This is a genomic window from Pandoraea soli (assembly GCF_902459595.1).
GTDB lineage: Bacteria > Pseudomonadota > Gammaproteobacteria > Burkholderiales > Burkholderiaceae > Pandoraea > Pandoraea cepalis.
In genome coordinates this window covers 68,802-90,571 of sequence record NZ_CABPSG010000002.1, presented here as the reverse complement: position 1 = coordinate 90,571, position 21,770 = coordinate 68,802, and the positions used below count along the sequence as shown (strand labels likewise).

Sequence of the window (21,770 nt, the reverse complement as noted above, 5' to 3'; positions counted from 1 at the left end):
TAAAGGACTTTAAAGAGAGTGAGCACACACATTACGGTGTGGGGCGCGAAAAACATCTCGCCGGAACGCAAATCGCCGCCCCCAAAGGGAGCGGCGATTTGTCGTTAACATGTGGCGAACGGCGGCGAACCACCCCGTGCTCGCCAGAGGTCAGCGCGCCGGTTGTTGCGCCGCCGCATCGGCCACCACCAGCGCCACCATGTTGATGATGCGTCGCACCGTGGCCGACTCGGTCAGGATATGCACCGGCTTGGCAGCGCCCAGCAGGATCGGCCCGATCGCCACGTTATTGCCGGCCGCCGTCTTGAGCAGATTGTACGCAATGTTCGCCGCGTCGATATTCGGCATGATCAGCAGGTTCGCAGCGCCGGACAGCGTCGATTCCGGCATGATACGCGCGCGCAGTTCCGGGTCGAGTGCGCAATCGCCGTGCATTTCGCCGTCAACTTCCAGGTCGGGCGCACGTTCCTGCAGGATCGCCAGCGTTTCGCGCATCTTGCGGGCGCACGCGGCGTCGCTGGTACCGAAGTTCGAATGCGACAACAAGGCCACCTTCGGCTGGATACCGAAGCGGCGAATCTCCTCGGCGGCCATCAGCGTGATTTCGGCCAGTTCATCAGCGCTCGGATCCTGATTGATGTGCGTATCGACCAGGAAAATCTGCCGGTTCGGCAAGATCAGCGCGTTCATCGCGGCATAGACATGCCCGCCCGCCCGTTTGCCGATCACGCGATCGATGAAATGCAGATGACGGCCCGGCGTCGACACCGTGCCGCAGATCATGCCGTCGGCTTCGCCCTTGCGCACCAGCATGGCGGCAATCAGGGTCGTACGGCGACGCATCTCGACGCGCGCATACGAAGCCGTTACGCCCTTGCGGTTGGTCAGTTGGTGATACGTTTCCCAGTAGTCGCGATATCGCTCGTCGTGCTCCGGGTTCACGACGGTGAAGTCAACGCCCGGTGTCAGGCGCAGACCATATTGCTGAACGCGGTGTTCGATCACCGCCGGGCGCCCCACCAGGATCGGCGTGGCGACACGTTCGTCCACGAGCACCTGCACGGCACGCAGCACGCGCTCCTCTTCGCCCTCGGCAAACGCAATGCGTTTCATGTTGGCTGGCACGCTGCGCGCCACCGAGAACAGTGGCTTCATCAGACCGCCGCTGTGGTACACGAACTGCTGGAGCGACTGTGCATACGCATCCACATCCGCGAGAGGACGCGTGGCGACACCGGCGGCCATCGCCGCTTCAGCCACCGCGGTCGCGACCTTGACCAGCAGACGCGGATCGAACGGTTTCGGAATCAGATAGTCGGGGCCGAACGACAGGTTCTTGATCCCGTAGGCCGACGCCACGATATCGCTCTGCTCCTGACGCGCCAATTCCGCCAGCGCATTCACGGCCGCGATTTCCATCGAGCGCGTGATCGTCGTGGCGCCAACATCGATCGCGCCGCGGAAGATGAACGGAAAGCAAAGGACGTTGTTGACCTGATTCGGGTAATCGGTGCGGCCCGTCGCCATCACGCAATCCGGACGCACTTCCTTCGCAAGCTCCGGTGTGATCTCTGGATTCGGGTTGGCCAGCGCGAAGATCAGCGGTTTGTCGGCCATCGTCTTGACCATTTCCGGCTTCAACACGCCGGCGGCCGACAGCCCGAGAAACACGTCAGCGCCGCCAATCACCTCGGCCAGCCCACGCGCCTCGGTCTTTTGCGAGAAACGGATTTTCTCCGGGTCCATCAACTCGGTGCGGCCCTCGTACACGACCCCCGCCAAGTCCGTCACCCAGATGTTCTCGATGGACAGCCCCATGTCGACGAGCAGGTCCAGACACGCGAGCGCGGCGGCGCCTGCGCCGGACGTCACCACCTTCACGGACTTCAGATCCTTGCCGACGACCTTCAGGCCGTTGATCAGCGCCGCGGCCACCACGATGGCCGTGCCGTGTTGATCGTCGTGAAAGACAGGAATCTTCATGCGCTCGCGCAACTTGCGCTCCACGATGAAGCACTCGGGCGCCTTGATATCTTCGAGGTTGATGGCGCCGAAGGTCGGCTCCAGCGCCGCAATGATGTCGACGAGCTTTTCGGGGTCTTTCTCGTCGATTTCAATATCGAACACGTCGATATTGGCGAATTTCTTGAACAACACGCCCTTGCCTTCCATCACCGGCTTGGATGCCAGCGGGCCGATATCGCCCAGGCCGAGCACGGCCGTGCCGTTCGTGATCACGCCCACCAGATTGCCGCGCGCCGTGTAGCGCGACGCATTGAGCGGGTCGACGACGATCTCCTCACACGCGGCCGCAACGCCCGGCGAATACGCCAGCGCCAGATCGCGCTGGTTGAGCAACTGCTTGGTCGGTGCGATGGCGATTTTGCCGGGGGTGGGAAATTCGTGATACTCGAGCGCAGCTTCGCGCAGTTTCGGATCGATCGGCGTGGGCATGAGGAGAGGCTCTTGACGAACAGAATGGGGTCGGATTTTCAGTGCAAATTGTAGCCCCATTTATTCACGCCACTTATGCAAAAAGCGAATAGGGGCTGCACCTGCCCGGTACGGCTTCCCCGCCGATAGTGGCCAAAATTCCTGGCGATTTCAACGCTGCGCTGCACCATCCCTCGCCTTTTCGGACCACGGACGTGTTGCAACCGGGGGGGATATCCGAGACGCGCATGAGAATCCGTCTGAATTCGGGGTGTCCGTGCTCTGTCTGCTTGGGAAAGCCGGGGTGGCCTCTTAGAATAGGGGCTTGCCTGTGCATCACCGCAGCCCTTTACTCATTGCCCACCGCCTAATGCGCCTTGGCGTCCCGCGTTGCACCGGACTAGTCCCGCAATGCGATGCGCCAGGTCAAGGCGGGCAACCGCGCCGTTGCTCATGACCCCGACGCCTGCCTCAACTTCACCGCTGTCCGAGTTCTCGCTGATCGACCGCTTCTTCGCCCACGCTACGCGGCCGGGCGAGCATGTGACGCTGGGCATCGGTGACGACTGCGCGCTGCTGCGCCCGCCCGTCGGCGAGCAGCTCGCGATTTCAACCGACATGCTCGTGGAGGGTCGCCACTTTTTTGCCAACGTCGATCCGCGCGCACTCGGTCACAAGACCCTCGCCGTCAATCTGTCGGATCTGGCGGCCATGGGCGCGCGGCCCATGGGCTTCACATTGGCGATCGCTCTGCCCGACAGCGACCCGGCCTGGCTCGCACCCTTCGCCGAGGGCCTCGCGGCGCTGGCCGACCGCTACGCGTGCCCGCTTGTCGGCGGAGACACCACACGCGGACCCCGCAATCTCTGCGTGACGGTCTTCGGCAGCGTGCCCGGTGCCCAGGCGTTGCGCCGCGATGCCGCGCAGCCCGGCGACGACATCTGGGTCTCCGGCACGCTCGGCGATGCCCGGCTGGCGCTTGGCGCAATTCGTGGGGAATGGACGTTGTCGGACGTCGACCTCGCCCTCGCGCGCCGCGCGCTGGACTGGCCCGAGCCGCAGGTGGCGCTCGGACTGGCGCTGCGCGGCGTGGCTCACGCCGCCCTTGACATCTCCGATGGGCTGCTGGGCGACCTCGGCCATATCCTGGAGCGCTCCAGCATGAGCGCGACGGTGAACGTCGACGATGTGCCACGCTCCGCCCTGCTGACCGCGCAAACGCCGGAGATTCAGAGAATGTGCGCGCTGGCGGGCGGCGACGACTATCAACTAAGCTTCTGCGCCGACCGTGCGCAACGGCCGCGTATCGAGGCGATCGGCAACGAACTCGGCATACGCCTCACGCGTATCGGTACAATAGCGCTTCCCGACGCGCGCCTCGCCCGGCTGCACCTCAAAGACAAGACCGGCGCGTCCGTCGCTGCCGATTTCAAAAGTTTCGACCATTTCCAATGAGCACTGATCAACTGGCCGCCGTCAACTCGGGCAGCGGCCCGCGCCGGCCGAACTCGCGGTTCCTGCTGTCGCACCCTGCCCACCTCTTTTCGCTCGGCTTTGGCACGGGCCTGTCGGCGTTCGCGCCGGGCACCGTGGGCACGCTTTTCGGCTGGGCATCGTATCTGGTGCTCAATCTGTACCTGACGGTCACGGGATGGGGCGTGCTGATCGCCGCGTCCATCGTTGGCGGTATCTGGATCTGTGCCTATACGGCGCGCAAGCTTGGCACATCGGACCCGAGTGCCGTCGTCTGGGACGAGATCGTCGCGTTCTGGATCGTGCTGCTGCTCATTACCCCGGCGAGCTTCTTCGGCCAACTGGTGGCATTCGTGCTGTTCCGCTTCTTCGACGCCGTCAAGCCGCCGCCGATCCGTTACTTCGACCGCACGGTCAAGGGTGGCCTCGGCATCATGCTGGACGATCTCGTCGCCGCCTTTTGCACGCTGCTCGTCATTGCGTTGTGGCGCTCGATCTGATCGACTGGGCTTGCCGCCACGCATGGCACAAACCGCATCATGACGAGTGCCTCGCTGGCGCTATTCCCGTCGGCACCACCGCCGGCACTCGTTACGTACTCGTTATGGACTCGTTGCATTGACTTATTGAAGGTGCCGTCCCGTGGTCTCCGAACAAAATCTTCTGGCCCAACTGTCGGTCAAAGTCGGCAATCGTCTGCGTGACGAACGCTTGATGCTGGCCACGGCCGAGTCATGCACCGGCGGCCTCGTTGCGGTAGCAATCACCGACGTTTCCGGTAGCAGCCAATGGTTCGAGCGTGGCTTCGTGACTTACTCGAATCAAGCCAAGTCCGAAATGATCGGCGTTCCGCCTGACCTGATCGACAAGCACGGCGCCGTGAGCGAACCAGTGGCACGTGCCATGGCCGAGGGCGCACTGCTGAACAGTCGTGCACAGATCTCGCTGTCGATCACCGGCGTGGCCGGCCCGGGCGGCGGTTCGCCCGAAAAACCGGTGGGTATGGTGTGCTTCGCGTGGAGCAACCGCGTCACGACCCTCGTCGAGACGAAGCGCTTCAAGGGCGATCGCACACAGGTGCGCAGTCAAGCCGCACAGCACGCGCTGCGCGGCGTCATCGAATTCCTCGACAAGGCCGAAGCGTAATCGTCGCGCCGCCCCGCGACGTCTGACAACGATCCGCGCATCGGCACGCGGACCGATCAGCGATACATGTTGATGCTGTCGCGCGTCTTTTGCGCAGCGGTGGCAGCCGCCGCGGCGAAATGCTCGTCGCGACCGGCGTAGATGATGGCACGCGACGAGTTGATCATCATGCCCGTCCCGTTCGCGGTGCGACCGGCTTTGACCGTCGCTTCGACGTCCCCGCCCTGAGCGCCCACGCCGGGAATCAGCAGCGGCATGTCACCGACGATGCTGCGCACGGCGGCGATTTCTGCCGGGAACGTCGCGCCCACCACCAGGCTGATCTGCCCGCTCGTATTCCACGGCCCCGCGGCCAGGCGCGCCACCGTCTGATACAGAGGCTTGCCATCGACATCGAGGAATTGCAGATCGCTGCCGCCCGGGTTCGACGTACGGCACAGCACGACGACGCCCTTCTCGGCGTGCGCCAGATACGGCTCCAGCGAATCGAAGCCCATGTAGGGATTCACCGTCACGGCGTCGGCACGATAGCGCTCGAATGCTTCGCGCGCATACTGCTCGGCGGTGCTGCCGATGTCGCCGCGCTTGGCGTCCAGAATCACGGGCAGGCCCGGATGATCGACGTGAATATGGGCGATCAGCCGTTCGAGCTGCTCCTCGGCGCGATGCGCAGCGAAGTAGGCGATCTGCGGCTTGAACGCACACGCGTAGGGGGCGGTCGCATCCACGATCCGCCGGCAGAACTCGAAAATCGCATCCGGCTGCGCTTGCAGATGCACGGGAATGCGCGACGGCTCGGGATCCAGGCCCACGCAAAGCAAAGAATTGTTACGCGTCCAGGCAGCGTTAAGTACTTCGGTGAATGTCATGACGAGGTTCCGGCGGGGTTCCGGCGGCGGTATTCCGACGGAGGGTGATTCGAGACTGATTCCTTCCAGCAAGGCCGACATTTTACCTGCTCCGCGCGCGGGCCGAACCAATCCGCATGCTTCGCGTCAATCTTGATATCGGTGCTCTCGGGCACCCGTCAACACGGAGAACCCCCTATGACTGAGGTCACGCCCCCTCTCGCGTCGTTCGACGCCGTGATGGGCTTTCTCGCGGCCAACGCCGTCCGCTACGGTCTGTCGCTAGTACAGGCCGTGTTGATTCTGCTGATTGGCTTCTGGATCGCAAAGCGATTGGCGCGCTTCGTGCACCGGACGTTGAGCCGTTCGCCGCACTTCGACGCAACGCTCAAGCCGCTCATCGAGTCGGTCGCGCTGTGGTCGGTGCGCATCATCACGCTCGTTGCCGTGCTCGCTCAATTCGGCGTGCAGACCGCCAGCATCATCGCGGTGCTCGGCGCGGCAGGCCTGGCCATCGGGCTGGCCCTGCAGGGCACGTTGCAGAATATTGCGGCGGGTACGATGCTGCTGGTGCTTCGACCGTTCCGCAACGGCGACTACATCACGGCCGGCGCGTCGGTGGCCGGCACGGTCGATGAAATCGGCCTGTTCACCACCACGCTCACGAATGCCGATGGCATCTACGTGTGCGTGCCGAACAACCAGATCTGGGGCCAGCCGATCACGAACTTCAGCCGCAACGCCACGCGTCGCATGGAGGTCACCGTGGGCATCGCGCTCGACGACGATCTCGATGCCGCCATGACGGCACTGCGCGCCCACGTGGCAGAAGACGCGCGAGTGCTCGACAAACCCGCACCGGAAGTCATGGTCAAGCAGGTCAGCGACAGCGCCGTGATTGTGAACGTGCGGGCATGGTCGTTGCAGGGTAACTACTGGGGCCTTTATTGGGATCTCCAGCGTGGCGTCAAGGAGACGGTCGAAGCCGTGGGTTGCTCACTCCCGTATCCGACGCGCACGGTCATGCACGTGCCGGCACAGCCGATACCGGACGCGGCCCCCTCGCGACACTAGCCCGCACACACGCCCGCGCTCGCCTCTCGTGCGAAAGTCTGCGCGCGCGGGGCTATCCGCCTATTGTGGCAACTCTGCCGCCCCCATGCGACGCGCGATCACGCCGGCGCGTTGCGCAAGGTACGGCGAATTGCGATGGGCATCGAAGTAGCGCGGACGCGGCAACATCACCGCCAGCCGCGCCGCCTGCCAAGCGGAGAGCTTCGAGGCCGGAATGCCGTAGTAGTGGCGTGCCGCGGCTTCGGCGCCGAACACGCCCTCGCCCCACTCCACCGAATTGAGATAGATCTCGAAGATCCGCTGCTTCGTCATCCAGAACTCGAGCATCCACGTGATGCTCAATTCTTCGGCCTTGCGCAGGTAACTTCGCTCGCTCGACAGAAACAGATTCTTCGCCAGTTGCTGGGAGAGGGTCGAGCCGCCCGCGACGATGCGCCCCTTCTTCTGATTCTTTTCCCATGCGCCGAGCATTGCGTCGATCTCGAAGCCATCGTGATTGACGAAGTTCGCGTCTTCGCTCGCGATGATGGCGCGCTTCAGATGTCGCGAAATCTGGTCGTACGGCACCCATTGGTGCTTGAGCGTCGCCTTCGGATCCGTCTCATGCAATCGCGCGGCGGCCGCGCGCATAAACGCCGTCGACGACGGATCGAAACGCACCCACCAGCCAATCTGCACGAAGTAATAGAGCTGCGTGGCAAGCACACCCACGAAGACCAACGTGACAACGTAGGCCGTCCACTGCCACGGACCCCAGCGACGATGGCGGGTCGTGCGCGAAGCGCGTCGCGGCGCAGCCATCGGCAACGTCAACCTTTCGCTGCGAGCCGGGCGCGCAAGGCGGTGCGCACGGCATCGGTCGACGGGCGCACGCCGCGCCACACCGCGAACGCTTCGGCCGCCTGCTCGACGAGCATGCCGAGACCGTCGGCCGCGCGCGTCGCCCCGGCCGCCAATGCGTGGGTCATGAACACCGTCGGCTGCGCGCCGTACATCATGTCGTAGGCAAGCGATCCCGCCGCGTAGACGCCCGCGGGCAGCGGCGGTACGTCGCCTTGAAGGCTGCCGGCCGTGGCGTTGATAACGACATCGAACGCCGCTGGGACCGTGTCCCAACCGCCACCGGCGAGTGCCACGCCATGGTGCTCGGCCGCCTTCGCGAACCGTGCGACGAGTTCGTCGGCGCGCGCGGCCGTGCGATTGGCGACAAACAACGCCGCCGGCTCCGCCTCGATCAGCGGCAACATGGCCCCGCGCGACGCACCGCCGGCGCCGAGCAGCAACACGCGCCGGCCCTTGAGCGATACGCCCAGCGGTCCCTCGATGTCGCGCACGAGCCCCACGCCGTCGGTGTTGTCGCCGGTGATGCCCCGCGCATCGAACACCAGCGTGTTGACGGCGCCCGCCGCCTGCGCACGTTCGGTCAGACGATCCGCCAACGCGTGGGCCTCGAGCTTGAACGGGACGGTGACGTTGGCCCCCCGAGCGCCGTTGTCGATAAAGGCGCTCACAGTGGCGGCAAACGCATCGAGCGGTGCGAGCAGGCGCTCGTAGGTGAGATGCTGGCCGGTTTCTCGCGCGAACTCGGCGTGAATGAACGGCGACTGGCTATGTTCGACGGGATGACCGATCACGGCGTAGCGATCGGCCGGCAGTTCCCCGGATGGCGTTTTGTTTGTCATCGTTGTCAAAGACGCGGCGCCCGGCTTTCGCCCAGGCGCCGCAATTATTTGCGTTCACGTGCATCAAATACAGTGTTTGGCCGGGATTCGGCAGGCATCGGTCGCTGCCCCCACATCACGATGCCGACGAACCGCGCCAATGTCATCGAATAGTACACGCAGCGGCCCCTTGTCCTCGGGCGTCCGCCGACGATTCGACCGCAGCGTCTTACCGCGCCGCGGCGACTGACGGTGACGCCAGCGTCTCGGCCTGCACCCCCTGACGCGAGAAGGTCATCCGCGTCACGATTTCGAGAATGTCGTAGCGCTGCCGCATCTCGGGCGAGAAGTCGCCAAACGGCGCACTGGCCTGTACGATCGCCACCGCGCGGCGGTCCAGATCGCGATTGCCGGAGCTTCGCGTGACTTCCACGCCCGCGACATTCCAGCCGTCCTTGTGATAGCCGAGCCCACCCCGCTGGTTGACGTTAAGCGTAACGATCAGCTCGCCATAGAGACGCTCGTTGCCGATCTGGGGAAAGTGCTCCGTGCCGTAACGTTCGACACGATGACGCAGTGTGTCGAAATAGCGCGCATACGCCACTTCACGGGTATTGGCTGTGACCTGTCCTCGTTTTGGACGGGTCTGATAGGCGCGCAACTGCTTGTCGATTTCCGCCTGCAGACGGGCGATCTTCTGGTCGACGTTCTGATCGTCGAGCCCTTGCCCGCGCTGTGGCGCGTCGGCACGATGACGCTGCGACGCCGGCATTGCGGCGTACTGATTACGCAATTGCGTCAGCAGCTTTTCCTGCGTCGCTTCCAGTTCACTCACGTTGCGCTGGATTTGCGCGACGGGCGCGCCGTCGCGATCAAGCGCGCGTGACGGCAGCGGTGACGTCGCACGCTCGCCGTCGTGCTCGCCGCCGCCCGCGAGGTTGGCCTGCGCGAGCGCCGTAGCCTTGTCGGGGGCATTGGCCGACTTCGCATTGACGAGGACGACATCGAGCGGTGTGTCCGCACTATGCAGTCGGAAACTGTCGGGCGCGACGAAATGCACCGCCAGCGCAAGCAGGTGAACCAGCGCGGAAAATGCCAAGCCCGTGGCAAGCGGATGTTCGCGCATGAGCGACCCGCCGCGGCGGCGCGCCGCGCGCAGGTTGCCGGCCGCGAGAGCGGGTTTCAGCACGCCGGACTGGGAGACGCGTCGCGCCCCCCTGCCGCCAACAGCGCGGCGGCAAGCGGCGAAGTGCCGGAGGAGGCATCAACGGATTGCGATGCCAAGTCGGTGGCGACGGCCGAGGCCGAGGCCGAGGCGGCATCATCGTCTCCCTGTCTGTCGTCGCCGTCGTCGCCGTCGTCGCTTTCAGTGCCGTTCGCTCCATCGGCATCATCGCCCCCCACTGCGCCGGCGCCACCCTCGGCCCCGTCGCGTCCATCGCCACCCTCGCTACCCTCTCCGCCTTCGCCTGCGCCCCCGGCGCCTTCGTCATCGTCTTCGCCGAGTCCGGTCTGGCTGGCGCCCAGCACCTGCGCGACACGCACCGAGATGCTGAGCGTAACGACGTCAAGCGACAGCACGTCGAGCATGATCTGCGTACCGCGCGCGTGCGGGCCAAGCCCCAGAACGATCAGCGTCAGCGGAATGTCGTTCAGCCGCACGGTGTCGCCCTTGAGCACGCTCGCCTGTACCTGCGACTTGTTCTCTTGAATCAACCAGCGCAGACACCAGTAGCGTTCCATCCGGCTCTGATGCTCGGCATAAGCCGCATAAGCGGCTTCGAAGCTCGACACGGTCACGTACAGGTCGGCATCCTTCGGCTTGAAGGGTGCCGCGAGCTTGGCCGTCACGCCATGACGCACGCAAGCGATCAATTGCCACTGGTTCACCAGATCGACGTAGCGACGCAGTGGCGAGGTGCTCCATGCGTACTGCTCGACACCCAGGCCTTCGTGCGGCGCCGGCGATGTCTGCATGCGCGTGCGATTCACGCCGTAAGCACGTTGAGCGCGGTAGATGCCGGGCACGCCGCATTCGGCAAGCAGGCGCCCCCATCGGCTGTTCGCGAGAATCGCCATCTCGGCGACGATCAGGTCCAGCGGCGCGCCACGCATGCGCTGCTTGATCGTGACGTGCTCGCCTTCAACGTAGAAATTGAAGTCGGTCTTGTTCTGCACTTCCGGACGCAGGCCGTAGCCCACGCGTGCAGCCTGACGTTTCTCGTAGAGCGACTGCGCGAACGGCCACAACAGCCGCAGCGCTTCCTTGTGCGGATACTCGCCGCTGCCGTCGGCCAGCGTTTCGGCCGTGATGATCGCGTCGAGTTCGTTGTGACGCAGGTTCGCCGAGATCGGCACCCGCTCCGCATGCGTTTCGGTCGCCACGATCTCGTAAGTGTCGGCCTTGACCACGACATACAGCGACAGCGCCGGACGCGCGCCGCCCTCGGCAAGCGTGTACGCCTCGACCACGGCATCGGGCAGCATCGTGATCTTCTCGCCCGGCGCATAGACCGTCGACAGACGCACGCGCGCGATCTCGTCGATCGCATCGCCGCGTGTAATGCCGAGTGCCGGCGCCGCAATGTGGATGCCCACGCGCAACAGCCCATCGGGCAGTACCTGCACCGAGAGGGCGTCGTCGATCTCGGTCGTCGTCGAATCGTCGATGGAGAACGCCTGCACGTCGGCGAGCGGCAAGTCGTCACCGGGCACCGGCGTCGGCCCGAGGTCGGGGAAGCCGGTGCCGCGCGGGAAGTGCTCGTAGAGGAACGCCGCCTCGTGATACGCGCGCGGCGACGAAATGCCGCCGCAGGCGAGCATCACCTCGGCGTGCGTCTTGCCCAGCGCCATGGCGGCGGCGTCGAGCGCCTTCCACTCGATGGTGTTCTTGTCGGGACGGAACAGCAACAGCAGTTCCTTGCCCTTGAGCGCGTCGGGCAGCGTGCCGGCGATCAGTTGATCGGCATACACGGCCTGCAATTCCGCCTGCTGCTGCTTGCGGGCGAGTCCCGCGAGCGCGGCCTGCAGTTGTTCCTCCGGCGCGCGTTGATACTGACCGCGGCCTTTTCGGCGGAAGTACACCGGCGAGGCCTGCAGCGCCAGCGCGAGTCCGGCCTGTTGCGCAACGCTGGCGCCTTCGCCGAAGTACTCGGCGGCCAGCACCGGGAACGCGAATTCCTCGGCAGGCGCGCATTCCCACAGGAAACTCATGTCGATATCCTGTGCGGCGGCCTGCGCCTGCGTCACCAGCTCCGCGGGCGACGGCGACTCGAAACGCAGCAGCACGTCGCGCCCCTTGATCTTGCTGCGGCGTCCACCGGGCAGCTCCACCTGGTACGACTCACCTTGCTGCGACAACACCGTGCCAGCCTTGAAGCCGCCGGATTCCTCAAAAAAAATATTCATGAAACAGCCATCGATCGCAATAGGCGACATTGTAGCCCGCCAAAGTGCGGCGGTTTAGGGCGGAACGGGCAAACGCGCTATTCGCCCGCGAACGGGCCGGCGGCACCGGGCGAAGGGGGAACGTCGATGCCGGCGAAGCGCAGCACGTCGTCCATATAGTCGGCAAAATCGGAAATGCCGTGGTCGCTGCCGTCGATCAACGTGAGCTTCGCCCCCGGAAACTTCGCCACCATGTCACGGTAGTCGAGGGTCTGGTCGCCGGTCGCGGCCACGAGATAGTAGCGCTCGGGACGCGTGATCTGGGTCACGTCGATCATGCGCAGCTCGTCCAGATGACGCGGCTCAACGACGATGGTGCCGCCGCCATGCCACATCGGCTGCTCGCCCAGCCATTTGCCCAGATCGTCGTACGGGCGCGTGGCCGGGTTGAGCAATACCGCGCGGCAACCGAGTTTCTCGGCCAGATACGTGGCGTAATAGCCGCCCAACGAGCTGCCCACGATGGTCAACTCGTCAGCCTTCACGCCGGTGAGCAGTCGCTGGGCGTCGACCACCGCGGCCAGCGGCGACGGCGGCAATTGCGGGCACGCCCACTCGCGCCCCAGGCCGAGCCGGTGCATGCGGGCGGCCATCAGCTGCGCCTTGAAAGAGCGCGGCGATGAACGGAAGCCGTGCAAATAGAGAATCATGTGAACCTCGATAAAAGCGGGTCAGTTGCCAGACGCCAAGGCGCGCGCCGCCAGCGCATCGAGCAATTTCTGGTGAATGCCGCCGAAGCCGCCGTTGCTCATCACCACGATCTGGTCGCCCGGATGCGCTGCCGCGCTCACCGCGCGCACCAGCCCATCGATGTCGCTGAACGCCTGCGCACGCGCGCCGAGCGGAGCGAGCGCCTCGGTCAGATTCCAGCCGAGGGCGTCCTTCCCGGACGGCGCGCCGTAGCCGAACACCAGGTCGGCATCGGCAAGGCTGGCCGGCAGTTGCGCCTTCATCACGCCAAGCTTCATCGTATTCGAGCGCGGTTCGAGTACCGCCAGAATGCGGGCACTGCCGGCGCGGCGACGCAGTCCGGCCAGCGTCGTCTGAATAGCGGTCGGATGGTGAGCAAAATCGTCGTAAACCGTGACGCCGGCCGCTTCGCCGCGCACCTCCATACGACGCTTCACATTCTGGAACTTGCCCAGCGATGCCGCGCCCTGCTCCGGCGGCACCCCCACGTGCCGTGCGGCAGCCAAGGCCGCCAGCGCGTTCATCCGGTTGTGCTCGCCCTGCAGCGACCACTTCACTTCCCCGGCGGCGATCGCCCCATGGTGGGCCCAGAACGCCTCCTGTCCCGCCGCGAGTGTGTCGTTGGCCTGGGCGACATGCCAGCCGTCGGCCACGCCAAAGCGCTCCACCTCGCTCCAGCAGCCGCGCGCCAGCACGCGATCGAGCGCGGCCTCGCGACCGTTGACGATGAGGCGGCCCTGGCCTGGCACCGTGCGCACCAGATGATGGAATTGCGTCTCGATCGCCGTCAGATCGGGGAAGATATCAGCGTGATCGAACTCGAGGTTGTTCAGGATGGCGGTACGCGGATGGTAATGAACGAACTTGGAGCGCTTGTCGAAGAACGCCGTATCGTATTCGTCGGCCTCGATCACGAAGAAGTCGCTGTCGGTCAGGCGCGCCGAGATACCGAAGTTCATCGGCACTCCGCCGACGAGGAAGCCCGGGTGGTAACCCGCGTCTTCAAGAATCCAGGCGAGCATCGACGTCGTCGTCGTCTTTCCGTGCGTTCCCGCCACGGCCAGCACCCACTTCTTGGAGAGCACATGTTCGCCGAGCCATTGCGGGCCCGACGTGTACGGCAGATTCCGGTTGAGGATCTCTTCCATCAGCGGGTTGCCGCGCGACACCACGTTACCGATGACAAACAGGTCGGGTTTGAGCGAGACCTGATCGGCGTCGAACCCTTCGATCAGCCGAATGCCCTGCGCCTCGAGCTGGGTGCTCATCGGCGGATAGACGTTCGCGTCGCAGCCGGTCACGGTGTGACCGGCCTGACGCGCGAGCACCGCGAGACCGCCCATGAACGTGCCGCAGATGCCAAGAATATGAATATGCATGGATGGGGAGCGAGGTGAGGACGGGCCGAGCCCGTGCGGGAAATGGGGGAAGCCGAACAGCCAGGATCACCATTGTACCTGCGGCGTGAAGCGCAATGCCTTTCGGGTATCATCGTGCGCATGACACGCAAATCCTGGTCCGACGCCCAACGCCTGCGCGAGGAAATCGCCTTGGTGGCCGCCCGCCTCATCGCCGAGGAGGGCGCCGACTATGCCACCGCGAAGCGCAAGGCGGCGAAGCAGGTGACCGGCGAGGCGCGGATTGCGGGTGAGTTGCTGCCGGATAACGATCAAATCGAAGCGGAAGTCCGCGAGTACGTGCAGACCTTCCTCTCGGACACGCAGCCGGCCGAGCTGGCGCATCTGCGTCAGGTCGCGCTGACCGTCATGACGACATTGGCGCGCTACCGGCCTTATATTACTGGCGCCGTCTACAACGGCACGGCGACGTCGCTGTCTGACATCTATTTGCAGGCATTTTGCGACAATCCGAAGGAAGTCGCCATCGATCTGCTGAACCGGGGCGTCGACTACGAGGTTTCGGAAAGTCGCCATTTCAACGGTCGCGGCATGGTCGAGACGCTGAGTTTCCTGTGGCGCGAGCGGGGACAGCGTGGCGAACCCGCCGGCGTGCACCTGTCCTTGTATTCCCTCGACGACATGCGCGGCGCACTCAAGGCCACCGACGGGAATGGCCGCCCGGTACGCGTCGATGTGAACGGGCTGAGCACACTGATCGACGGCGCCGAGGCCATGGAGCAAGCGTCCCACCGCTGACCGGCGTCCGGAACGCGGCAACATAGCCATCGAACTCCCGCCATTCTCCGCAATTGCTATCCGTTTTTCGTCTATCGTCCATCGTCAACTCCCCGCCACCTCCGCCCCATCCATCATGGTAAAACGCATCGTTACTCTGCTGATTCTGGCGCTCGCGGGACTGGCGGCCGGCTTTTGGTTCGGCCATCGAAACCAGGCACCGACAAACGCGTCGGACGCCGCTGTCGCCCAACTGCTCGCCACGCGGCTTCCCGACTTGGCCGGGAATGAGCAGGCCATTTCGCAATGGCGCGGCAAGACCCTGGTCATCAACTTCTGGGCCCCGTGGTGCGGGCCCTGCGTTGAAGAAATGCCCGATCTCCAGGCGCTTTCCACCGAATTCACGGGAAAAAATGTCCAATTTGTAGGCATCGGCATTGATACCGCGCAGAACATGATCGCGTTCGAGCAGAAGGTAAAGGTTGGCTACCCGCTCCTCGTGGCGGGCTACGCGGGCACCGACCTTGCCCGCGCGCTGGGCAACAAGGCCGGGGCGCTACCGTATACCGTCGTGGTTGACCCTGAAGGCCGCTTGCACTACCAGAAGCTCGGCCGCATTACTTCGGATGAAGTGCGTTCAGCGCTCAAGCCGCTGCGCTGACGCCGTGCCGGTCAGGCGGGCGCGCGGGAAGTCCGCCAGACGTGGCCGACGGGGGCTTGATTTTCACCCCACTGGACAAAATCCACCAACTGGCGTTTAATTGCGCCCAATTTCGTGAAATTTGATTCGCCGATGCCTCACCGCATTCTTGTGCTCCACGGTCCTAATCTCAACCTGCTCGGTACTCGCGAGCCGGCGGTGTACGGTCGTACGACGCTGGCCGACATCGATGCGGCCCTCGAGGCACAAGCCAAGGCGGCAGGTGCCGAGGTGACGACGTTCCAGAGCAATCACGAAGGCGCACTGGTTGACCGGATTCAGGCGGCACGCGACGCGTCGATCGACTTCATCGTCATCAACCCTGCGGCCTACACGCATACCAGCGTAGCGATGCGCGACGCGCTGGCCGGCGTGGGCATTCCGTTCGTCGAGGTGCATCTCTCGAACGTCCATGCGCGTGAGGCCTTCCGGCATCACTCGTACTTTTCCGATATTGCGCAAGGCGTGATCTGCGGCCTGGGCTGGCGCGGCTACACCTTCGCACTCGAATTTGCCCTGCGGCGACTCGCCGGCGGGTAGCCTTTTCATCCCCTATTTCCCCGCGCGGGGGCGTACCCCCGCGTCGATACCGAATTAAGGAGCTTCCTTCATGGATTTGCGCAAACTCAAGACGTTGATCGACCTCGTGGCCGAATCGGGTATTTCCGAACTCGAAGTCACTGAAGGCGAAGGCAAGGTCCGCATCGTCAAGGCGCCGCCCCAACTGATCGCCGCCCCGATGCAGATGGCCATGCCGGGGGCCTACCCGCAGGTCGCGGCGCAAGCGCCGGTGGCACCGGCCGCCGCGCCGGCACCGGCTGCCCCGGTCCTGCCGCAAGGTCACATCGTGACGTCGCCGATGGTCGGCACCTTCTACCGCGCCCCGTCGCCGGGCGCCGATCCGTTTGCGCAAGTCGGCGACTCGGTCAAGGAAGGCCAGACGCTGTGCATCATCGAAGCGATGAAGCTGCTCAACGAGATCGAGTCGGACAAGACCGGCGTGATCAAGGAAATCCTCGTCGAGAACGGTCAGGCCGTGGAATACGGTCAACCGCTGTTCGTGATCGGCTAATGCCGGTTGTCGGACGCCCCGCGCGCGCGGCCGAGTGCCGCCCGGCGACACGAGGCGTCCGGCCCCGCTCCTCTCCCCCTACGGGCAGGACTGCACATAATGTTTGAAAAAATCCTCATCGCCAACCGCGGCGAAATCGCTCTGCGCGTCCAGCGCGCGTGCCGCGAGATGGGCATCAAGACCGTGGTCGTCTACTCCGAAGCCGACAAGGAAGCGAAGTACGTCAAGCTCGCAGACGAAGCCGTCTGTATCGGACCGGCGCCCTCGCCGCTGAGCTACCTGAACATGCCGGCGCTCATCAGCGCGGCGGAAGTCACCGACGCTCAGGCCATCCACCCGGGTTACGGCTTTCTCTCCGAGAACGCCGACTTCGCCGAGCGCGTCGAGCAATCGGGCTTCACGTTCATCGGACCGCGCCCCGACACCATTCGCCTGATGGGCGACAAGGTCTCGGCCAAGCAGATGATGATCAAGACCGGCGTGCCGTGCGTGCCGGGTTCGGAAGGCGCGTTGCCCGACGATCCCAAGGAAATCGTGCGTGTTGCACGCCAGGTCGGCTATCCGGTGATCATCAAGGCCGCCGGCGGCGGCGGCGGTCGCGGCATGCGCGTGGTGCACACGGAAGCGGCGCTGGTGAACGCGGTCAACATGACCCGTGAAGAAGCCGGCCGCGCGTTCGGCAATCCGGAAGTCTATATGGAGAAGTTCCTCGAGAACCCGCGCCATATCGAAATCCAGATCCTCGCCGACAAGCACAAGAACGCCGTCTGGCTGGGCGAGCGCGACTGCTCGATGCAGCGCCGTCACCAGAAGGTGATCGAAGAGGCAACCGCACCGCTGATTCCGCGCCGCCTGATCGAGCGCATCGGCGATCGCTGCGCCGACGCCTGCAAGAAGATGGGCTACGTCGGCGCCGGCACGTTCGAATTCCTGTTCGAGAACGGTGAGTTTTACTTCATCGAAATGAACACGCGCGTGCAGGTCGAGCATCCGGTCACCGAAATGATCACCGGTATCGATATCGTGCAGGAACAGATCCGCATCGCGGCTGGCGAGAAGCTCACCTTCCGTCAGCGCGACATCCAGTTCCAGGGTCACGCGATCGAGTGCCGCATCAACGCCGAAGATCCGTTCAAGTTCACGCCGTCGCCGGGTCGCATTACCGCCTGGCACATGCCGGGGGGCCCCGGCATCCGCGTCGACTCGCACGCCTATAACGGCTACTTCGTGCCGCCGAATTACGATTCGATGATCGGCAAGCTGATCGCCTACGGAGCAACGCGCGATCAGGCCATTCGCCGCATGCGTGTCGCGCTGTCGGAAATCGTGATCGAAGGTATCCAGACGAACATTCCGCTGCACCGGGAACTGATGCTCGACGCCAAGTTTGTCGAAGGCGGTACGAGCATCCATTATCTGGAACAGAAGCTGGCGCAGAAGTCTGCCGTCGGCAGCAACTGAGCTGTTCATCAGCCGTTTATCAGCAGGAAATCACTCGCCATGTATCGCGAACTCGTCGTAGAAGTTGCCCGCGCCCAAGCCGAGGCCCTGTCGGACGCCCTGCTCGATCTGGGCGTGCTGTCGGTCTCCGTGGAAGACGCGGACGCCGACACGCCCGACGAGCAACCGATGTTCGGCGAGCCGGGCCTGACCCCGCCGGACACCGCGTGGCAACACTCGCGCGTGGTCGCGCTGGTCGGGGAAGACCAGGACGCCGCCGTGATGCTCGCGGCGGCCGTCAACGAACTGGGGCTTGCCGAGTCGCCCGCGTTCACGTTGCGCGACGTGGAAGAACAGGACTGGGTGCGCCTGACGCAATCGCAGTTTGAGCCCATACAGATCGGCCAGCGTATCTGGGTCGTGCCGTCGTGGCACGACGCCCCGGACGCCGACGCGCTCATCCTCGAACTCGATCCGGGCCTCGCGTTCGGAACCGGCAGCCACCCGACCACGCGGCTGTGCATGGAGTGGCTCGAACAGCACGTTGAGCCGGGTCAGTCGTTGCTCGACTACGGCTGCGGCTCGGGTATTCTGGCCATTCTGGCGCGCAAGTGCGGCGCTGATCCGGTGGTCGGTATCGACATCGATCCGCAGGCCGTCGAGTCTGCCGGCTATAACAGCGAGCGCAATCACGCGAACGTCGAATACGGACTGCCCGCCGACCTGCGCGACGGTCAATTCAATATCGTGGTTGCCAACATCCTGTCGAATCCGCTCAAACTGCTCGCGTCGATGCTGACATCGCGCGTGGCACCGGGCGGGCGGCTCGCGCTGTCCGGCGTGTTGGAGCGGCAAGCCGACGAGGTGATCGCCGCCTACGCCCCCTACATGAAGATGTCGGTCTGGCGTGCTCACGATGGCTGGGTCTGCCTGCACGGGCAGGCCGCCAGCTAAGTCGCCCACGACGCGCCGAGTCTCCGGGTCCTCGCCCTCGAATCCTCCGATGCCCCCGACTCCCATGGCCCAGCCCTCGCGCGTTCTTGCTACCCGCTGCCCTCACTGCCACACCGTCTTCCGCGTTGTGGCGGATCAGCTCAAGCTGCGCGATGGTCTCGTGCGCTGTGGCAGCTGTCGCGAAGTATTCGATGGACAGGCCTACCTGTGCGAGCCGCCCGGCGAAGAAAGCGAGGTGGAGACCGCGCCCGCCGAACGCCCCCCGGTGCCCGAGATGCTCACGCCCACGGCGATCGCTGCACTGCTGGGTACGCCGGACGAGAGCCGGGCGCAGATGCGACACGGCCCGGGTCGCTACATCGATGACGACGATGCCACGGTGCTCCCGGCGCCCACCGCGTCCATGGCGTCGTCCGCTTCTGTCGCGTCCGCCGACTCGCCAACGTCCGTTGCTCTCGCCGGACAGGCACGTCGCCCCGGCGCCGGTCGCGTGATCTGGCGCGTGCTGATCGCGCTGGCCGTCGTTGGCCTGCTCGCCCAATGGGCGTGGGTCGAGCGCGCCGCGCTCGTCGATCGCGTGCCGGCGCTGCGCGGCGTGTTCGCAGCGCTCGGACGCCCGATGCACGTGACGATCGCACCGCCGCGTCAGCCGGACAAGGTTCAGATTTCGAGCGTGACGCTGGTCACCGACGCCCCCGGTACGACCGACGCGACCGACACGAGCGACGCGGCAACCGGTGCGCCCGCGAGTGCCCCGACGCCAGGCGACGCCGCCGTGCCAATGACACTCACCGTGTTCATGCGCAATCAGGCTGACTATGCCGTGGCCTGGCCGTCGCTCGAACTCACGCTGTCGGACATCGACGGCAAGCCGGTCGTGCGACGCGTGTTTTCGGCGAGCGACTACGTCACCGATACAGCGCAGCATGATGCCGGTCTGGCGCCACACAACGAACGCACGATTCGGTTACGATTAACGGCGCAGGCAGCGCTAGCCAGTAACTACCGGGTGCTCGCGTTCTACCCGTGATGACGCTGTTGCACTCAACCTAGGAGATATTGATGTCCCAAGTCACACTCGGGGGCAACCCCATCGAAGTCGACGGCCCGTTCCCGCAAAAGGGGCAGACCGCACCGGCCTTTTCGCTGGTCAATGCCAAGTTGCAGGACGTCTCGCTCGACGATTTCGCAGGCAAGCGCAAGGTGCTCAACATCGTGCCGAGCCTCGACACGCCGACCTGCGCCACCTCGACCCGCAAGTTCAACGAAGCCGCGGGCAAGCTCGAGAACACGGTCGTGCTCGTGATCTCGGCTGACCTGCCGTTCGCCATGAGCCGCTTCTGCGCGACCGAAGGCCTGAACAACGTCGTCACGCTCTCGACCATGCGTGGCCGCGAGTTCCTCAAGCACTACGGCGTGGCGATCACCACCGGCCCGCTCGCCGGCGTGTCGGCCCGTGCCGTTGTCGTGCTCGACGCCGATAACCGCGTCGTCCACGCCGAACTCGTGCCCGAGATCAAGAACGAGCCGAACTACGACGCCGCGCTGGCCGCGTTGTCGTAAGCCATCGCCCCTCGGCGTATCTCTGGCCCGCCCGGTAAAGCCGGTGCGCGCCGGAGGGTGGTTCCCGTGCCGGTGCGGCAAATGCACCGGCCCGTTTTTCTAGCATGACCCGGCAGCGCGACTGGCCAACCGTCTGCCCTCCCAGATTGGCCCCGCTTACCTTTCGCAAGGATCTCCCCCGTGACTACCGTGATCTGCGGCTCGCTCGCCTACGACAACATCATGACGTTCGAAGGCCGCTTCGGCGAGCACATCCTGCCCGATCAGGTACACATCCTGAACGTCAGCTTCCTCGTGCCTACGATGCGCCGCAACTTCGGCGGCTGCGCCGGCAACATTGGCTACAGCCTGCATCTGCTGGGCGGCTCGCCGGTCGTCATGGCCACCGTTGGCGAAGATGGCGCGCCCTACGTCGAGCGCTTCCAGTCGCTCGGCATGACGACGGAATTCGTTCGCGTGGTCGCGGACAGCATGACCGCCAATGCGATGATCACGACCGATCTGGACAACAACCAGATCACCGCTTTCCACCCGGGGGCGATGATGTTCTCGTCGCGCAACCGCGTGGCCGATGTCAACGGCGCGACGCTCGGCATCGTTGCCCCCGACGCCCCCGACGCCATGCTCACGCACGCCGAAGGCTTCGCCGCCGCCGGGGTGCCGTTCCTGTTCGATCCGGGCCAGGGCCTGCCGTTGCTCTCGCCTGAGGCCCTGCGTCGCATGGTGGAACTCGCCACGTACCTTGCGGTCAACGACTACGAAGCCAAGCTCCTCTGCACGAAGACCGGCTGGTCGATGGACGACCTCCAGTCGCGTGTCGAGGCGCTGGTCGTTACGCGTGGAGAACACGGCGCTCTGATCTTCGCCGGCGGCAAGCAACATGACATTCCTGCCGTCAAAGCCAAGCGAGTCGTCGACCCCACCGGGTGCGGCGACGCCTTCCGTGGCGGGTTGCTGTACGGTATCGAGAAGGGTCTCGACTGGCCCACCGCCGGCCGCCTGGCCAGCCTGATGGGTTCGCTCAAGATTGCCGAGCAAGGCCCGCAGACTTACGCACCGACGCGCGCCGAGATCGAGGCGCAATATGAAGCCGCGTTCGGCCACCGCTTCGTATGATTTCAGGACAAACACAAC

Annotated in this window: 21 protein-coding genes; 13 read left to right on the top strand and 8 right to left on the bottom strand. The window is 64.8% G+C overall.

Annotated features, from left to right (window positions below):
• Positions 1-150 precede the first annotated feature (150 nt).
• Positions 151-2,454 carry an NADP-dependent malic enzyme gene (locus tag PSO31014_RS04380; protein ID WP_150550511.1) on the bottom strand — a complete coding sequence of 768 codons (2,304 nt, stop codon included), beginning with the start codon at positions 2,452-2,454 and terminating at the stop codon, positions 151-153.
• A 432-nt stretch (positions 2,455-2,886) separates the two neighbouring features.
• On the opposite strand from PSO31014_RS04380, the gene thiL reads away from it, so the two are divergent.
• The 3 genes from thiL to PSO31014_RS04365 all read left to right on the top strand — a co-directional run bounded on the left by thiL (position 2,887) and on the right by PSO31014_RS04365 (position 5,052).
• Entirely contained in the window at positions 2,887-3,888 is a 1,002-nt protein-coding gene (thiL, locus tag PSO31014_RS04375) for a thiamine-phosphate kinase (RefSeq protein ID WP_150550510.1), read from the top strand.
• Entirely contained in the window at positions 3,885-4,406 is a 522-nt protein-coding gene (locus PSO31014_RS04370) for a phosphatidylglycerophosphatase A family protein (RefSeq protein WP_150550509.1), read from the top strand. The genes thiL and PSO31014_RS04370 overlap by 4 nt, the downstream gene beginning before the upstream one ends.
• 142 nt (positions 4,407-4,548) lie before the next feature.
• Entirely contained in the window at positions 4,549-5,052 is a 504-nt protein-coding gene (locus tag PSO31014_RS04365; RefSeq protein WP_150550508.1) for a CinA family protein, read from the top strand.
• Positions 5,053-5,108: 56 nt separating this feature from the next.
• Here PSO31014_RS04365 and pyrF read toward each other — a convergent pair whose 3' ends face one another.
• Positions 5,109-5,921 (bottom strand): orotidine-5'-phosphate decarboxylase, encoded by an 813-nt coding sequence (pyrF, locus tag PSO31014_RS04360; protein WP_150550507.1) that lies wholly within the window; start codon positions 5,919-5,921, stop codon positions 5,109-5,111.
• A gap of 177 nt (positions 5,922-6,098) precedes the next feature.
• Here pyrF and PSO31014_RS04355 point away from each other — a divergent pair, with 177 nt between their 5' ends.
• The gene (locus tag PSO31014_RS04355; protein WP_150550506.1) at positions 6,099-6,974 is read left to right on the top strand and encodes a mechanosensitive ion channel family protein; all 876 of its coding nucleotides are present in this window, start codon (positions 6,099-6,101) and stop codon (positions 6,972-6,974) included.
• A gap of 60 nt (positions 6,975-7,034) precedes the next feature.
• Here the strand turns inward: PSO31014_RS04355 and mtgA are convergent, their stop codons facing one another.
• From mtgA to mpl, 6 genes are all read right to left on the bottom strand, one after another.
• A complete protein-coding gene (gene mtgA / locus PSO31014_RS04350) occupies positions 7,035-7,775 on the bottom strand; it encodes a monofunctional biosynthetic peptidoglycan transglycosylase (RefSeq protein WP_150550505.1) in 741 nt (246 codons plus the stop codon).
• 8 nt (positions 7,776-7,783) lie between these two features.
• A complete protein-coding gene (gene aroE, locus PSO31014_RS04345; protein ID WP_150550504.1) occupies positions 7,784-8,656 on the bottom strand; it encodes a shikimate dehydrogenase in 873 nt (290 codons plus the stop codon).
• Between the two features lie 208 nt (positions 8,657-8,864).
• Entirely contained in the window at positions 8,865-9,824 is a 960-nt protein-coding gene (locus PSO31014_RS04340; RefSeq protein WP_246176227.1) for an energy transducer TonB, read from the bottom strand.
• Positions 9,818-12,043 carry a ribonuclease catalytic domain-containing protein gene (locus PSO31014_RS04335; protein WP_246176226.1) on the bottom strand — a complete coding sequence of 742 codons (2,226 nt, stop codon included), beginning with the start codon at positions 12,041-12,043 and terminating at the stop codon, positions 9,818-9,820. Before PSO31014_RS04335 ends, PSO31014_RS04340 begins: the two co-directional genes overlap by 7 nt.
• Positions 12,044-12,120: 77 nt before the next feature.
• A complete protein-coding gene (locus PSO31014_RS04330) occupies positions 12,121-12,732 on the bottom strand; it encodes a YqiA/YcfP family alpha/beta fold hydrolase (protein ID WP_150550502.1) in 612 nt (203 codons plus the stop codon).
• Between the two features lie 21 nt (positions 12,733-12,753).
• On the bottom strand, positions 12,754-14,151 hold the full coding sequence (gene mpl, locus PSO31014_RS04325) for a UDP-N-acetylmuramate:L-alanyl-gamma-D-glutamyl-meso-diaminopimelate ligase (protein ID WP_150550501.1): 1,398 nt from the start codon (positions 14,149-14,151) through the stop codon (positions 12,754-12,756).
• Between the two features lie 120 nt (positions 14,152-14,271).
• Here mpl and PSO31014_RS04320 point away from each other — a divergent pair, with 120 nt between their 5' ends.
• From PSO31014_RS04320 to PSO31014_RS04280, 9 genes are all read left to right on the top strand, one after another.
• Complete coding sequence (locus tag PSO31014_RS04320) at positions 14,272-14,928, top strand: UDP-N-acetylmuramate--alanine ligase (protein ID WP_174976415.1); 657 nt, start codon at positions 14,272-14,274, stop codon at positions 14,926-14,928.
• A 115-nt stretch (positions 14,929-15,043) separates the two neighbouring features.
• A complete protein-coding gene (locus PSO31014_RS04315; protein ID WP_150550500.1) occupies positions 15,044-15,568 on the top strand; it encodes a TlpA family protein disulfide reductase in 525 nt (174 codons plus the stop codon).
• A 132-nt stretch (positions 15,569-15,700) separates the two neighbouring features.
• Positions 15,701-16,147 carry a type II 3-dehydroquinate dehydratase gene (gene aroQ / locus PSO31014_RS04310; protein WP_017231507.1) on the top strand — a complete coding sequence of 149 codons (447 nt, stop codon included), beginning with the start codon at positions 15,701-15,703 and terminating at the stop codon, positions 16,145-16,147.
• Positions 16,148-16,217: 70 nt separating this feature from the next.
• Complete coding sequence (gene accB, locus PSO31014_RS04305) at positions 16,218-16,679, top strand: acetyl-CoA carboxylase biotin carboxyl carrier protein (protein WP_150550499.1); 462 nt, start codon at positions 16,218-16,220, stop codon at positions 16,677-16,679.
• Positions 16,680-16,778: 99 nt separating this feature from the next.
• Positions 16,779-18,140: an acetyl-CoA carboxylase biotin carboxylase subunit gene (accC, locus tag PSO31014_RS04300; RefSeq protein WP_150550498.1), complete on the top strand. Its 1,362-nt coding sequence runs from the start codon at positions 16,779-16,781 to the stop codon at positions 18,138-18,140.
• A 39-nt stretch (positions 18,141-18,179) separates the two neighbouring features.
• Entirely contained in the window at positions 18,180-19,073 is an 894-nt protein-coding gene (prmA, locus tag PSO31014_RS04295; RefSeq protein ID WP_150550497.1) for a 50S ribosomal protein L11 methyltransferase, read from the top strand.
• Positions 19,074-19,122: 49 nt separating this feature from the next.
• Positions 19,123-20,103: a DUF3426 domain-containing protein gene (locus PSO31014_RS04290; protein WP_150550496.1), complete on the top strand. Its 981-nt coding sequence runs from the start codon at positions 19,123-19,125 to the stop codon at positions 20,101-20,103.
• Between the two features lie 32 nt (positions 20,104-20,135).
• On the top strand, positions 20,136-20,636 hold the full coding sequence (tpx, locus tag PSO31014_RS04285) for a thiol peroxidase (protein ID WP_150550495.1): 501 nt from the start codon (positions 20,136-20,138) through the stop codon (positions 20,634-20,636).
• 180 nt (positions 20,637-20,816) lie between these two features.
• Positions 20,817-21,752, top strand: a complete 936-nt coding sequence (locus tag PSO31014_RS04280) for a carbohydrate kinase family protein (RefSeq protein WP_130027148.1) — start codon at positions 20,817-20,819, stop codon at positions 21,750-21,752.
• Positions 21,753-21,770: the final 18 nt, after the last annotated feature.